Below are 12,667 nucleotides of genomic sequence, written 5' to 3' on the forward strand. Positions count from 1 at the left end.
GGGGGGTTCAGCAAACGTGAGGCGCGGTCAGGTTAGCGTTCGACCGGCCCTTTCGCCAGGGCGCACACACCCAGCGCCACCACGGCCGCCACCTCGGTGACCGCCAGACCGCGTTCCACCAGGGCCGGGCGATGACCAGCGCCGCCACCGGCAGGCTGAGGAACGCCACCAGGCTCCCCACCCGGTGGATGCTGCCGCTCAGGCTCGGGCCGACCGACCAGTCGTGCTTGGGGAACCAGGCCGTCACCAGCAGCCCCGCGCTCCACGCCATCAGCGCCAGCGTGCCGAACGCGCCCGCGAGCCGGGTGCGGGCCAGCGCGACCCCGATGGCCGCCGACCCCGCCGCGAGCAGCGCGACGCCGAGCCCGAAGATCCAGCCGTACGTGCCGAGGCCGTGCTCGCTGATGGTCCTGCGCAGCGGGTTGACCTCGCCCGTCCCGGCCCCGGCCAGGTCCAGGCCGGCCACCACCGCCACACCGGCGCCCACCGCGCCGAGCCCCCATCGCGCCGCCTGCCGCACCAGCCGCCCGCCTCTCCGCGCCACCCCCCCGGTCAACGGGCGGGCACGCCGGTGGATTCCGCCCTTGGCCGCCCATGACCGTACGAAACCAGGACTCGTACGGACTCGTCACCTTGGCCGGACCCGCGGAGGCCAGCACGCGGGCCCCGCGCCGGATATCGTCGAGACGTGAACGAGCGCCCGGGAGCCTGGCTGCCCCGCCTGCAGGAGGTCGGCGAGCGACTGGCCGAGGAGTGGATCAGCGCCCGGCGCCCCGCCCGGCCCGACACCCCCCAGCCACAGGAGCTGCGCGCCTCCGACGACGACCGCGAACGCGTCGCGCAGGTGCTCCAGGACGCCCACGCCGACGGCCGGATCACCCTGGAGGAGCTGGAGGAGCGGCTCGGGGTCCTCTACTCCGCCCGCACTCTCGGCGACCTCGTGGACCTCACCGCCGACCTGCTCCCGGCCGACGAGCAGCCGCTGCGGCTCGACGGCCGGCCCGTGTCGGCGTTCTTCAAGCAGGAGCAGCGCGGCGGGCGCTGGGTGGTGCCGGCCGAGCTGGACGTGACCGCCATGTTCGGCACGACCAAGCTCGACCTGCGCGACGCCATCCTCCAGAACCGGCGCATCGTGATCAACGCCACGCTCGTCTTCGGCGGGCTGGAGATCCACGTGCCGGAGGACCTGGAGGTCATCCGGGTGACCAAGGACAAGACCGTACGGCTGACCAAGCAGCCGACCGAGCCGGGCGCGCCCGTGGTCGAGGTGCGCACCACCAACTTCGCCGGCGAGGTCAAGGTCAAGGAACCACCCCGCCGCAAGCGCCGCCGCTGACTCAGCCGGCGGTGTCGAAGTTGATCGCGCTGTAGGCCCGCAGCTTCCAGAGCTGGTGCTCGCTGTCGACCTTGCGGATCGTGCCCGAGCGCCCGCGCATGACCAGCGAGCTGGTCATCGCCACGCCCTTGCCGTAACGCACGCCCTGCATCAGCTCGCCCTGCGTGATGCCGGTCGCGGCGAAGAACACGTCGTCGGAGCGGACCAGGTCGTTGGTGGTGAGCACCTTGTCGAGGTCGTGCCCGGCGTCGACGGCCCGCCCGCGCTCGGCGTCGTCGCGCGGCCACAGCTTGCCCTGGATGACCCCGCCCAGGCACTTGAGCGCGCACGCCGCGACGATGCCCTCGGGGGTGCCGCCGATGCCCATCATCAGGTCGATGCCCGTGCCGACGCGGCCGGCCATGATGGCGCCCGCCACGTCGCCGTCCACGATGAACTTGATGCGCGCCCCGGTCTCCCTGATCTCCTTGACGAGCTGCTCGTGCCGCGGCCGGTCGAGCACCACGACCGTGACGTCGGAGGCCGAGCAGCCCTTGGCCCGGGCCACCGCCGCGATGTTGGCCGCGACCGGCGCCTCGATGTCCACCACGTCGGCCGCCTCCGGCCCGGTGACCAGCTTCTCCATGTAGAAGACGGCAGACGGGTCGTACATCGAGCCGCGCTCGCTCACCGCGATCACCGACACGGCGTCGGGCATGCCGAGCGCCGTCAGCCGGGTGCCGTCGATGGGGTCGACGGCCACGTCGCAGTCGGGCCCGCTGCCGTCGCCGACGTGCTCGCCGTTAAACAGCATGGGGGCGTCGTCCTTCTCGCCCTCGCCGATGACGACGACGCCGTTCATGGACACCGTGTTGATCAGCTGGCGCATCGCGTTGACCGCGGCGCCGTCCGCCCCGTTCTTGTCACCCCGCCCGACCCAGCGGGCGGCGGCCATCGCGGCCGCCTCGGTGACGCGTACCAGCTCCAGGGCGAGGTTGCGGTCGGGGGCGTGCTCGCCCGTCGCCAGCGCTGGGGGTACGGACGTCTGATCGGACATGATGGCGGGCCCTCCTTTGGACAACTGAGTCGATGGTAGTTGCGTACCCAAGGTCAACCCAGAAATGGGTGCGCCCATCGTCCTCGGGTCGCCCGCGCGGTGCCGAGCCGTCCCCGAGGCCACGTCCGTGTACCCCGGCCGGGCGGATGCCGGTTGCCCATGTATCCCCGGACAGCGGAGGATAATGTGCCTGCCATGAGCAGCGATGTGGAACAGCCGGTCACAGCCCGCACCTCCGAGCGGGGCGCGGCCACGCGCACCGCGCTACTCAAGGCCGCCAAGGAGGTCTTCGTCTCCAAGGGCTTCGCCGAGGCCGGCGTCACCGACGTCGTGGGCCGGGCCGAGGCCAGCGTGGGCAGCCTCTACCACCACTTCTCCGGCAAGGCCGACCTCTACCTCACGCTGTTCGAGGAGTTCCAGGCCAAGCAGGCCCAGCGCACCAGCCAGGCCGCGCGCGAGGCGCGCGCCGAGGGCGAGAGCGACCCGATGAAGGTGTTCATCCGCGCGGCCCGGGCCTACCTCGACGGGTGCCTGGAGGAGCGGGAGGTGGCGGCGCTGTTCCTGCGCGGCGACGGGCCGCCCGGCTTCGAGGTGGTCATGCGCGACCGGCTGCGCAAGTGGGCCGAGCGCAACGCCGCCCTGTTCGACGACGACGAGGGCGCGCTGGTCGTGGTGATCACGGGCGCGCTCGCGGCGGCGGTGTCGGAGGTCGTGCGCACCGGTGACCGCGACCTGGCCGAGGACGTGCTCGCGATCATCGGTCAGATCCGACCGGCCGCTTCGGCGACCGGCGCGGCCGGCGGGTAATCTCGCCAGGTGTGCGACGGTTCACTGAGGGGTTCTACGGCTACGCGGTAGCGCTGTTCGTCTGCCTGGGGGCGGCGGGCCTGTTCCTGCTGGTCGCACCGCAGGGCCGCGAGGAGCACATCCCCCGGCGCGACTACTCGATCACCGTCGCCAACTTCGGCCGCACCGTGCCGTACCAGGTGTGGGCCCCCCAGCAGGACCCGGCCGGCTGGATCCCCAACAGCAACCGCATCGCCAAGGGGGAGAACGGCGCGCAGGTCCTCTCCATCGGCTACGCCACCGCCAAGCGCGAGCACGCCATGCTGCTGCAGAGCGACGAGAAGCCGGCGGCCGGGTTCGCCAGCCGCATGGCCAACACCGACAAGGCGATCGGCGGCCAGCAGGTCGCGGGGCAGACGTGGGAGCGCCGCTACCGCGAGGACAAGAAGCAGCGGACGCTGGTGCGCGTCCTGCCGGACGTGACGCTGGTGGTCACGGGCACGGCCGACTGGCCCGAGCTCGGCGAGCTGGCGGCCACGCTCCAGCAGCGCCCGAAGAGCTGACTTCCGGACGCGCCGAGGTGATGGCAGCGCCCGCGTTCCCGTGACTCTAGGGTGGTGACGTGGCAGACGAGAAGACGCCCTCATACGAGCAGGCCCGCGAGGAGCTGACCGAGGTGGTGCGCCGCCTGGAGACCGGCGGGCTCACCCTGGAGCAGTCGATCGAGCTGTGGGAGCGGGGCGAGAAGCTGGCCGCGATCTGCGAGGAGTGGCTGCAGGGGGCCAGGGTCAAGCTCGCCGCCGCGATGGCCCGTCGCACCGAGGCGGGCGCCGCCCGCGACGACGACGCCCCCTTCTGACTCCCGACTTCCGGCCTTACGGCTCCCGACTTCGGGCTCGCGGCCTTCCGGCTCCCCGTGGTCGTCAGGCGGGCTGGAGGTCCAGGGCGACGACGGGGATGCGGCGCTCGGTCTTCTTCTGGTACTCGGCGAAACCCGGGGCCTGCTCCACCATCCGCGCGAAGAGCCGGTCGCGCTCCTCGCCCTCCACGACCTCCGCCTTGCCGTGGTACGTCTTGCTGCCGATCTCGGCGGTGATCTCGGGGTTGGCCACCAGGTTGTGGTACCAGGCGGGGTGGTGGTCGGCGCCCGCGTAGGACGCGATCACGATCACCCGCTCGCCGTCCTTCAGGTACATCACCGGCGTGGTGACCTGCTTGCCGCTCTTCCTGCCCGTGGTCGTCAGCAGCACCAGCGGGGCGCCCTCGAACATCCCGCCGACCTTGCCGCCGTTGGCGCGGAACTCGTCGATCACCTGCTGGTTGAAATCGTTGGCCATGGCCGTGCTCCTTGAACCGGAAACATCTCCGCTTGAGTGGAGCACAGCCTAAGCGGAGAAAATTCCGCTTACAAGCGGTTCCGCTGACAAGCCGGAGGTATGCTCGGCGGCGTGTGCGGACGCGAGCTCCTGCCCGTCCTCGGGCAACCCCAGCCCGAACGCGCCGACGCCGCCCGCAACCGCCGGCGCATCATCGACGTCGCCTCCCGGCTCGTCGCCGAGCGCGGCGCCCACCAGCTCTCCCTGGACGAGGTCGCCCGCGAGGCCGGCGTCGGCGTCGGCACGGTCTACCGCCGCTTCGGCGACCGTACCGGGCTGGTGTTCGCGCTCATCGACGAGCACGAGCGGCGCTTCCAGGCCGCGTTCATGACCGGGCCGCCGCCGGTCGGCCCCGGCGCGCCCCCGGAGGTGCGCCTGCGCGCCTTCCTGCGGGCGCTGGTGGACCGGACGGTGGCGCAGCAGGACATCTACCTGCTGCTCGACCTCGCGGCGGCCAAGGGACGGCACGGCGGGCCGTACCGGATCCACCACACGCACGTGGCGGCGCTGCTCGCCGAGGCGCGACCGGACATCGACGCGGCCTTCTTCGCCGACGCGCTGCTCGCCTCCGTCAACGTGCGCCTGATCCGCCACCAGCTCGACGAGCGCGGCAGGTCGGTCGAGGAGGTCAAGTCGGGGCTCGACGCCCTGAGCGCGGCCGTCCTCCACGCCCCGCGGGGCGGGCGCCCCGGCGGGGAGGCGTAGCGCCCGTCCTGGTCGGCGTCAGCTCTGGCTCGGGCGTCAGCCCTGACCGCGGTCAGCCCTGGCTCCGGCGTCAGTCCTGGTCGGCGTCGGTCCGGCCCGCGGCGGCCGGCTTGGCGCGGGGCTTGCGGGCCTTGGCGGGGGCGGGCGGGTCCTGCGGGGTCTCGGGGGAGTCGTCCGCGTCCGGGCCCAGGGCGCGGACCGACAGACGGTCGTCGGTGAGGCGGATCGTCAGCAGCGCCCCCGGCGACACGTCCTTGGCCAGCCGTACGACGTCGCCCGAGGGGTGCTGGACGATCGCGTAGCCGCGTTCGAGCGTGGCGGCCGGCGACAGCGCCACCAGCCGGGCACGCAGGTGCGTCATCGAGTCGCCGGCCCGGTCGAGCGAGCCCGCCAGCGAGCGCCGGGCCCGGTCGCGCAGCGCGTCCACCTGCTCCGCCCGCCGTTCGAGCTCGCGCACCGGGTCGGCCAGCGACGGCCGCGAGCGGGCCGACGTGAGCCACGACATCTCCCGGTCGAGCCAGCCGCCCAGCACCCGCCGCCCCCGGTCGCGGAGCTGGCGCACCAGCGTGAGCTGCTCTCCGACGTCCGGCACCACCTTCTTCGCGGCGTCGGTGGGCGTGGAGGCCCGCACGTCGGCCACCAGGTCCAGCAGCGGGCTGTCCTGCTCGTGGCCGATCGCGCTCACCACCGGGGTACGGCACCCGGCCACGGCCCGCACCAGCGTCTCGTCCGAGAACGGCAGCAGATCCTCCAGCGAACCGCCGCCCCGCGCGATGACGATCACCTCCACCGAGGAGTCGGCGTCCAGCTTCCGCAGGGCCTCGGTGACCTCGCCCACCGCGTACGGCCCCTGGACGGCGACCTCCTCGACCTTGAAGCGCACGGCGGGCCAGCGGCGCCGGGAGTTCTCCAGCACGTCGCGCTCCGCCGCCGAGTCACGCCCGCAGATCAGCCCCACGGTGCCCGGCAGGAACGGCAGCCGCCGCTTGCGGTCGGTGTTGAACAGCCCCTCGGCGGCCAGCAACTGCCGCAGCCGCTCCAGCCGGGCCAGCAGCTCGCCCACGCCGACCGGCCGGATCTCCAACGCGGTGAAGGCGAACGACCCTCGGTTGACCCAGAAGTCGGGTTTGACGTGGACCACCACGCGGGCGCCGTCGGCCGGACGCGGCACGGCCGCCTCGTACACGCCGCGTGGAGCGGTCACCCGGGCCGAGACGTTGGCCACCGGGTCGCGCAGCGTCAGGAACACCGTGCCGCCGCGCGCGCTCAGGTCGGTGATCTGGCCCTCCACCCAGACCGTGCCCAGCTTGCCGATCCAGCCGCCCACCATCTGCAGGACGGTGCGGATCGGCAGCGGGGACTCGGGCGAGGTCTTCGTGGTCATGCCGGAAGACTACGGGGCCGCGGCGGCTATTCCCCGGCCTGGAGCTTGGCCAGGCGGTTCTCGAACATCTTGATCACCTCGGGGCGGCCGGCCGTGGCCTGCTCGTACGTCAGCAGGCCGCTGATCTGCTCGGCGGACTTGCCGCGCATCCTGGCGCGCAGGGAGGCCACGGTCAGGTCGCCGTAGCCGGGCAGCGGCTCGGCCAGGGTGGTCGCGCCGGTGGCGCCGTCGGCGGCCTCCGCTGCCGCGGCGGCTTCCGGGGTCGCGGCGGCGGCCTCCGCGAGCGCGCCGGTCGGCTCGGCGGCCGGGGCGGCGGCTGCGGCGGCGGGCTTGGCGGCCTTCGCCGGCTTCGCGGCCTTCGCGGCGGGCTTGGCCTCCGCCTCCTTCACGGCCTCGGCCTCCGCCTCCTTCACAGCCTCCGCCTCGGGCGCGGCCTCCGCCTCCTTCACGGCCTCGGCCTTGGCCTGGGTCGCGGGCGCGGCCTCCGCCTCGGGCGCGGTCTTGGGCTCCGGCTTGGACTCCGCGACGGTCTCCGGCTTGACCTCCGGCTTCGTCTCCGGCTCGACCTCGGGCTCGGCGGCGGGAGCGGGCTCGGGCGTCACGGCGACCGGCTGGACGGGCTCGGCGGGCTCCGCGCCCGGCGCGGGCTCGGCCGCGGCGACGGGCTCAGGCGCCGCGGCGGGCTCGGGGGCGGCGACGGGCTCGGCGGCGCTCGACTCCTGAGCGGCGGGCTCAGGGGTGGCGGGCTGAGGAGCGGTGGGCTCAGGGGTGGTGGGCGCGGCGGGGGTCTCCGCGGCCGGCTTGGCCGGGGTGAAGATCACTGGCTCGGGCTTGGCCTTGGCGGCGGAGCCGTTCTGCTCCCCGGTCTTGCCCGCGGCGCCGGACGGGCGCGGCGCGAAGATGACGGGCTCCTTGCGGGCGGGCCGCTCCTCCTCACCCTGGACGGCCGTCTCACCGGCCGCCTCCGGGGACCGCGTCTCGGTCTCCTCCTCCTTGGAGCCCAGCCCCTTGATGGAGTTCTTCACCCGGTCCACCAGCAGCAACGCCTGCCCGGCTGCGCTCAACGTGGACTGGACGACCATGAGAGGAAGCTCTTTGGCCTTCTCCTTGTCGGTGACGGTCTTGGCGATGTTGCGTATCACGTCGCTGAGGGACATGACGTCTCCCTGGGAGGTCTGTATCGGAGGGCCAGTGTGGCAAACGGCGAGCGGGCGTGCACGCGCGGTCCAGCCCGTCCTCCACGTAGCATTACCAAGTATGGAGCCCCGTACTTCCCGCAGAGTCCTCGTAGCCAAGCCCCGCGGCTACTGTGCCGGCGTCGATCGGGCCGTGGTCGCGGTCGAGAAGGCTCTGGAGCAGTACGGCGCGCCGATCTACGTCCGCAAGCAGATCGTCCACAACACCCACGTCGTCAAGACGCTGGAAGCCAAGGGCGCCATCTTCGTCGAGGAGACCGAGGAGGTGCCCGAGGGCGAGATCGTGGTGTTCTCCGCCCACGGCGTCTCCCCGGCCGTGCACGGCGAGGCCAGGCAGCGGGGGCTGCGCACCATCGACGCCACCTGCCCGCTGGTCACCAAGGTGCACAACGAGGCCAAGCGGTTCGCCGCCCAGGACTACGACATCCTGCTGATCGGCCACGAGGGCCACGAGGAGGTGGAGGGCACCTCCGGCGAGGCGCCCGACCACATCCAGCTCGTCGACGGCCTCGACGCGGTCGGCAAGGTCCAGGTGAAGGACCCGTCCAAGCTGGTCTGGCTGTCGCAGACGACGCTGTCGGTCGACGAGACCACCGAGACGGTCACCCGGCTCAAGGAGCGCTTCCCGACGCTGATCGACCCGCCGAGCGACGACATCTGCTACGCCACCCAGAACCGTCAGGTCGCGGTGAAGGAGATCGCCGCCCAGGCCGAGCTGGTCATCGTCGTCGGCTCCGACAACTCCTCCAACTCCAAGCGCCTGGTCGAGGTGGCCAAGGATCACGGCGCAGACGCCGCCTACCTCGTCGACAACGCCTCGTTCATCCGCGACGAGTGGCTGGAGGGCGTCACCACGGTCGGCCTGACCAGCGGCGCCTCGGTGCCCGAGGAGCTGGTGGACGAGGTGCTCGCCCACCTGGCCCGCCACGGGTTCGGCGACGTGGAGCAGGTCGAGTCGGTGCAGGAGAGCATGCGCTTCGCGCTGCCCCACGAGCTGCGCAAGGACCTGCGCGCCTCCTGAGACGCGCCCCCTGAACCGCGGAGCCCGAAACCCGGAGCGGGCCGGGGCGGTCAGTCCTCGGTCTGCGTCCGGGGCGTGCCGTAGACCCGGGGCTCGAAGTAGCCCTCGGGTTCCGGCTCGTACGCCTGCTTGCGTGACGGGCGGGCCGCCTCGGCGCCCGCCCGCAACTCCTCGCGCAGCTCGCGCACGTTGTCGCGCAGCCCGCGCCGCAGGGCCACGCCGAGCACCACGGCCGAGCCCGCGAACAGCCAGGGCGCGCCCGCCGACAGCGAGGTGTACAGCCCGATCGCCAGCGACTGCGCCAGCTTGCCGGAGCCGAGCGCGCGGACGAACTCGACGACGAGCGTCGCCGCGAAGAACACCAGCGGCGGCGTCACCACCAGCGACAGCAGGTCGCGCGGGTTGACCAGCAGCACGCCGACCAGGCTGGCCGCCACGAACACCGCGCCCACCAGGAACGGCAGGCCGAGCGGCGCGGCCAGCGCGTAGGCGGCCACGGTGACGGCCAGGGCGAGCACGATGGCGCCGCGGGCGGTCAACCTCACGCCCGAGCGCCTGCCCTTCTCACTCACTGGCCCCCGCCCCCCCTTACTGCGATCCGTTGGCCAACTTACCGTTGACCGGGGAAATCAGAGACGGGGTTTCCAGCAGTTCGGGTGAGGCGAGCGGCCTCGGCAGGCCCTCCAGCATCTCGGGAGAGCCCAGCTCGCCGTCCACGACGCCCAGATCGTGCAGTTTGCGCGCGCTGACGAGCACGCGGCTCTCCAGGGATCCCACGGTCTTGTTGTACGCCTCGACGGCCCGGGTGAGCGACTTGCCGAGGGTGTCGACGTTCCTGCCCAGCGACGCGAGCCGCTCGTACAGCTCCTTGCCCAGCTCGAACACGGCACGGGCGTTCTCGCTGAGCGCGGCCTGCTGCCAGGCGTAGTGCGCGGTGCGCAGCATGGTGATGAGCGTGGTCGGGGTGGCGATGTGCACGCGCCGGGTCATCGCGTACTCCAGCAGCGCCGGGTCGCGCTCCAGCGCCGGGGCGAGGAACGCCTCGCCGGGGATGAACAGGACGACGAACTCGGGCGACGGGTTGAACGCCTGCCAGTAGGACTTGCTCGCCAGCCGGTCGATGTGCTCGCGGACGTGCCGGGCGTGCGCGTCGAGCCGCACGGAGGCCAGCGACTCGTCGGCCGCCTCCGCGGCCTCCAGGTAGGCGGCCAGCGACACCTTGGAGTCGACGACGATGTTCTTGCCCCCGGCCAGCCGCACCACCATGTCGGGCCGCATGGCGCCCTCGGTGACCTGCTCGTCGAAGTCGCAGTGGCGCTGCATGCCGGCGATCTCGACGACCCGGCGCAGCTGCAGCTCGCCCCACCGGCCGCGCGCCTCGGGCCGTTGCAGGGCGCGTACCAGGGCGGTGGTCTGCGAGCGCAGCTCCTGGCTGCTCTGCCGGACGAACTCCATCTGCTTGGCCAGCTCGGCGCGGGCGGCGCGCTGCCCGGCCTCGGTGTCGCGCAACTGCGCCTCGACCCGGGCGAGCGCGTCCTTCAGCGGCTCGACCAGGTGCTCGACCGCCTGCCTGCGCTGGTCGAGGTCGCCCGCGGCCTCGGCCCGGGTGGCGGCCAGCCGGGTCTCGGCGAGTTCGAGGAAGCGCAGGTTGTTGACGTCGAGGGCGCGCGTGGACAGCGCCTGAAAGCGCTCGGTGAGCTGCTCCTCGACGTAGGTGAGCTTGTCGCCGGCGGTTCTGGCCCGCGCCTCCGCCTCGGCCACCCGCACGGCCGCCCTCGTACGGGCGATCATGAAGCCGATGGCGAGACCGGCGGCGAGTCCGACGAGAAGCGAGACGACGTCCATCACAGCGATGATGGCAGGATCGCCGGGCCCGATCCGCGAGACACGCTTGCGCGGGCCCCGACCGTCACGCAGAGTACCCACATGACTACTGGTTTGCGCACGGCGCTGTCGCTCGCCGTGGCGGCCTTCGGGGTGGCGGGCGTGGTCGTGCTGGCGGGAACGGCCGTCCGCACGGGGCCGTCCGCCCCTGACGCGACCAGAGCGCCGCTCCACTGGGAGCCGGGCGCCTGCGTGAACGGCTCGGACGCCGGTTACGTCCTCACGCCGTGCAACGGGGGACAGTACGAGGTGCTGGCCATCGCCGCCGACCCGCCCGGCCACGGCGGCTGTCCCGACGACACCGACGACGTGGTGCGGATCGGCGACGGCCGCACGGCCTGCGTCCGCTCCTACCTCGACCCGCACCTGGGCGCGCCGGGGGTGGGCGGGGGCATGCTCAGGGCGGGCGACTGCGTCACGCTCGACGGCCGCGAGCGGCCCTGCGCGCAGCGCGGCTGGTACGGCAGGGCGCTGGCGATCGAGACGCGGGCCGCGGCCTGCCCCTCCGGCACGCTGGACACGGTCGGCACCGGGCCCGTCGCCTGTCTGGGGCCGGGCGGCCAGGTGCTGGACCGCGGCATGTGCGTGGCAAGGCCGGACGGCGACACGGTGGACCGCGCCGCGATCACGCGGGTGGGGTGCGGCTCGCGGGGCGCGTGGGCGCGGGTGACCTCGTTCGAGACCAGGCCGCGGAGCTGCCCGAAGGGCTCGCAGCGCTACCTTCGGGCCCGGGGGGCCTACCGGCCGGTGACCTGCCTGCGTCTCGTCAGCAAGTAGACTCGCTGGACGTGAGCGAGCGCAGCCAGGCAACCACCACCAGCAGCGGCCGGGGGCTCGTGCGGCCGGTTAAGGAGCACGCATGAGCCTGTCCATCGGCATCGTCGGCCTGCCCAACGTGGGCAAGTCCACGCTGTTCAACGCGCTGACCAAGACCGGCAACGCGCTGGCCGCCAACTACCCGTTCGCCACCATCGAGCCCAACGTGGGCATCGTCGGCGTGCCCGACGACCGGCTGCCCAAGCTGGCCGAGATCTTCGACTCGGCGCGCATCCTGCCCGCCAAGGTGGAGTTCGTCGACATCGCGGGCCTGGTCAAGGGCGCCTCCGAGGGTCAGGGCCGGGGCAACCAGTTCCTCGCCAACATCCGCGACACCGACGCGATCTGCCAGGTGATCCGGGTGTTCAGCGACCCCGACGTGACCCACGTCGACGGCGAGATCTCGCCCAAGCGCGACATCGAGACGATCAACACCGAGCTGATCATGGCCGACCTGCAGACGGTCGAGAAGGCCATCCCGCGCCTGCAGAAGGAAGCGCGCAACAACAAGGACAAGAAGGCCGCGCTGGAGGCCGCCGAGAGCGCCCTGAAGGTGCTGGAGACCGGCAAGACCATCTTCGAGAGCGGGCTCGACGGCGAGGGGCTGCGCGAGCTCCACCTGCTGACGGCCAAGCCGTTCCTGTACGTCTTCAACCTCGACGCCGACGAGCTGACGGACGCCGACCTGCGGCGGCAGCTCGCCGACCTGGTGGCCCCGGCCGAGGCGGTGTTCCTCGACGCCAAGATCGAGTCGGAGCTGGTCGAGCTCGACGACGAGGAGGCGCTGGAGCTGCTCCAGTCCGTCGGCCAGGAGGAGTCCGGGCTGTCCCAGCTCGCCCGGGTCGGTTTCGAGACGCTCGGCCTGCAGACCTACCTGACGGCCGGGCCCAAGGAGACCAGGGCCTGGACGATCCGCAAGGGCGCGACCGCGCCGGAGGCGGCCGGCGTCATCCACACCGACTTCCAGCGCGGCTTCATCAAGGCCGAGGTCGTCTCGTTCGACGACCTGATGGAGGCCGGCTCGATCGCCAAGGCCCGCTCCCTGGGCAAGGCGCGCATCGAGGGCAAGGACTACGTCATGCGCGACGGCGACGTGGTGGAGTTCCGCTTCAACGTCTGAGGCCGCG

General features: G+C 72.6%; 15 protein-coding genes. 8 read left to right on the forward strand and 7 right to left on the reverse strand.

The window, feature by feature from the left end; all coding sequences use genetic code 11:
* Nucleotides 1-7: 7 nt before the first annotated feature.
* On the reverse strand, nucleotides 8-544 hold the full coding sequence (locus HD595_RS22735) for a DUF998 domain-containing protein (protein ID WP_253772164.1): 537 nt from the start codon (nucleotides 542-544) through the stop codon (nucleotides 8-10).
* Nucleotides 545-688: 144 nt separating this feature from the next.
* On the opposite strand from HD595_RS22735, the gene HD595_RS22740 reads away from it, so the two are divergent.
* The gene (locus tag HD595_RS22740) at nucleotides 689-1,336 is read left to right on the forward strand and encodes a DUF1707 SHOCT-like domain-containing protein (RefSeq protein WP_253772166.1); all 648 of its coding nucleotides are present in this window, start codon (nucleotides 689-691) and stop codon (nucleotides 1,334-1,336) included.
* Between the two features lies 1 nt (nucleotide 1,337).
* Here the strand turns inward: HD595_RS22740 and glpX are convergent, their stop codons facing one another.
* Nucleotides 1,338-2,372 (reverse strand): class II fructose-bisphosphatase, encoded by a 1,035-nt coding sequence (gene glpX / locus HD595_RS22745; protein ID WP_175603061.1) that lies wholly within the window; start codon nucleotides 2,370-2,372, stop codon nucleotides 1,338-1,340.
* A 195-nt stretch (nucleotides 2,373-2,567) separates the two neighbouring features.
* Between glpX and HD595_RS22750 the strand changes: the two genes are divergently transcribed.
* Genes HD595_RS22750 through HD595_RS22760 form a run of 3 tightly spaced genes read left to right on the forward strand, consistent with a single transcriptional unit; the run spans nucleotide 2,568 to nucleotide 4,017 of the window.
* Nucleotides 2,568-3,179, forward strand: a complete 612-nt coding sequence (locus tag HD595_RS22750; RefSeq protein WP_253772168.1) for a TetR/AcrR family transcriptional regulator — start codon at nucleotides 2,568-2,570, stop codon at nucleotides 3,177-3,179.
* An 11-nt stretch (nucleotides 3,180-3,190) separates the two neighbouring features.
* Entirely contained in the window at nucleotides 3,191-3,721 is a 531-nt protein-coding gene (locus HD595_RS22755; protein WP_253772170.1) for a DUF4245 domain-containing protein, read from the forward strand.
* Nucleotides 3,722-3,780: 59 nt separating this feature from the next.
* Nucleotides 3,781-4,017 carry an exodeoxyribonuclease VII small subunit gene (locus HD595_RS22760; protein ID WP_175592747.1) on the forward strand — a complete coding sequence of 79 codons (237 nt, stop codon included), beginning with the start codon at nucleotides 3,781-3,783 and terminating at the stop codon, nucleotides 4,015-4,017.
* A gap of 64 nt (nucleotides 4,018-4,081) precedes the next feature.
* On the opposite strand, the gene HD595_RS22765 is transcribed toward HD595_RS22760, so the two are convergent.
* A complete protein-coding gene (locus tag HD595_RS22765) occupies nucleotides 4,082-4,495 on the reverse strand; it encodes a nitroreductase family deazaflavin-dependent oxidoreductase (protein WP_253772172.1) in 414 nt (137 codons plus the stop codon).
* A gap of 111 nt (nucleotides 4,496-4,606) precedes the next feature.
* Here HD595_RS22765 and HD595_RS22770 point away from each other — a divergent pair, with 111 nt between their 5' ends.
* Nucleotides 4,607-5,239 carry a TetR/AcrR family transcriptional regulator gene (locus HD595_RS22770; protein WP_253772174.1) on the forward strand — a complete coding sequence of 211 codons (633 nt, stop codon included), beginning with the start codon at nucleotides 4,607-4,609 and terminating at the stop codon, nucleotides 5,237-5,239.
* Between the two features lie 70 nt (nucleotides 5,240-5,309).
* Here HD595_RS22770 and xseA read toward each other — a convergent pair whose 3' ends face one another.
* The gene (xseA, locus tag HD595_RS22775) at nucleotides 5,310-6,623 is read right to left on the reverse strand and encodes an exodeoxyribonuclease VII large subunit (RefSeq protein ID WP_253772176.1); all 1,314 of its coding nucleotides are present in this window, start codon (nucleotides 6,621-6,623) and stop codon (nucleotides 5,310-5,312) included.
* Nucleotides 6,624-6,649: 26 nt separating this feature from the next.
* Complete coding sequence (locus tag HD595_RS22780; RefSeq protein WP_253772178.1) at nucleotides 6,650-7,780, reverse strand: hypothetical protein; 1,131 nt, start codon at nucleotides 7,778-7,780, stop codon at nucleotides 6,650-6,652.
* A 100-nt stretch (nucleotides 7,781-7,880) separates the two neighbouring features.
* Between HD595_RS22780 and HD595_RS22785 the strand changes: the two genes are divergently transcribed.
* Complete coding sequence (locus HD595_RS22785; RefSeq protein WP_253772180.1) at nucleotides 7,881-8,840, forward strand: 4-hydroxy-3-methylbut-2-enyl diphosphate reductase; 960 nt, start codon at nucleotides 7,881-7,883, stop codon at nucleotides 8,838-8,840.
* A gap of 50 nt (nucleotides 8,841-8,890) precedes the next feature.
* Here HD595_RS22785 and HD595_RS22790 read toward each other — a convergent pair whose 3' ends face one another.
* Complete coding sequence (locus HD595_RS22790; RefSeq protein ID WP_253772182.1) at nucleotides 8,891-9,385, reverse strand: DUF6542 domain-containing protein; 495 nt, start codon at nucleotides 9,383-9,385, stop codon at nucleotides 8,891-8,893.
* Between the two features lie 43 nt (nucleotides 9,386-9,428).
* On the reverse strand, nucleotides 9,429-10,685 hold the full coding sequence (locus HD595_RS22795; protein ID WP_253772184.1) for a DNA recombination protein RmuC: 1,257 nt from the start codon (nucleotides 10,683-10,685) through the stop codon (nucleotides 9,429-9,431).
* Between the two features lie 81 nt (nucleotides 10,686-10,766).
* Between HD595_RS22795 and HD595_RS22800 the strand changes: the two genes are divergently transcribed.
* The gene (locus HD595_RS22800; RefSeq protein WP_253772186.1) at nucleotides 10,767-11,501 is read left to right on the forward strand and encodes a hypothetical protein; all 735 of its coding nucleotides are present in this window, start codon (nucleotides 10,767-10,769) and stop codon (nucleotides 11,499-11,501) included.
* Between the two features lie 82 nt (nucleotides 11,502-11,583).
* Nucleotides 11,584-12,660, forward strand: a complete 1,077-nt coding sequence (gene ychF / locus HD595_RS22805; RefSeq protein WP_253772195.1) for a redox-regulated ATPase YchF — start codon at nucleotides 11,584-11,586, stop codon at nucleotides 12,658-12,660.
* The last annotated feature ends 7 nt before the right edge of the window (nucleotides 12,661-12,667 follow it).

The organism is Nonomuraea roseoviolacea subsp. carminata (assembly GCF_024172185.1).
Classification (GTDB): domain Bacteria; phylum Actinomycetota; class Actinomycetes; order Streptosporangiales; family Streptosporangiaceae; genus Nonomuraea; species Nonomuraea roseoviolacea.

What these genes read in the sequence shown, in the direction of transcription:
- glpX (WP_175603061.1), bottom strand. Translation starts at nt 2,372, where the DNA reads ATGTCCGATCAGACGTCCGTACCCCCAGCGCTGGCGACGGGCGAGCAC.
- HD595_RS22750 (WP_253772168.1), top strand. Translation starts at nt 2,568, where the DNA reads ATGAGCAGCGATGTGGAACAGCCGGTCACAGCCCGCACCTCCGAGCGG.
- HD595_RS22765 (WP_253772172.1), bottom strand. Translation starts at nt 4,495, where the DNA reads ATGGCCAACGATTTCAACCAGCAGGTGATCGACGAGTTCCGCGCCAAC.
- xseA (WP_253772176.1), bottom strand. Translation starts at nt 6,623, where the DNA reads ATGACCACGAAGACCTCGCCCGAGTCCCCGCTGCCGATCCGCACCGTC.
- HD595_RS22780 (WP_253772178.1), bottom strand. Translation starts at nt 7,780, where the DNA reads ATGTCCCTCAGCGACGTGATACGCAACATCGCCAAGACCGTCACCGAC.
- HD595_RS22785 (WP_253772180.1), top strand. Translation starts at nt 7,881, where the DNA reads ATGGAGCCCCGTACTTCCCGCAGAGTCCTCGTAGCCAAGCCCCGCGGC.
- HD595_RS22795 (WP_253772184.1), bottom strand. Translation starts at nt 10,685, where the DNA reads ATGGACGTCGTCTCGCTTCTCGTCGGACTCGCCGCCGGTCTCGCCATC.
- HD595_RS22800 (WP_253772186.1), top strand. Translation starts at nt 10,767, where the DNA reads ATGACTACTGGTTTGCGCACGGCGCTGTCGCTCGCCGTGGCGGCCTTC.
- ychF (WP_253772195.1), top strand. Translation starts at nt 11,584, where the DNA reads ATGAGCCTGTCCATCGGCATCGTCGGCCTGCCCAACGTGGGCAAGTCC.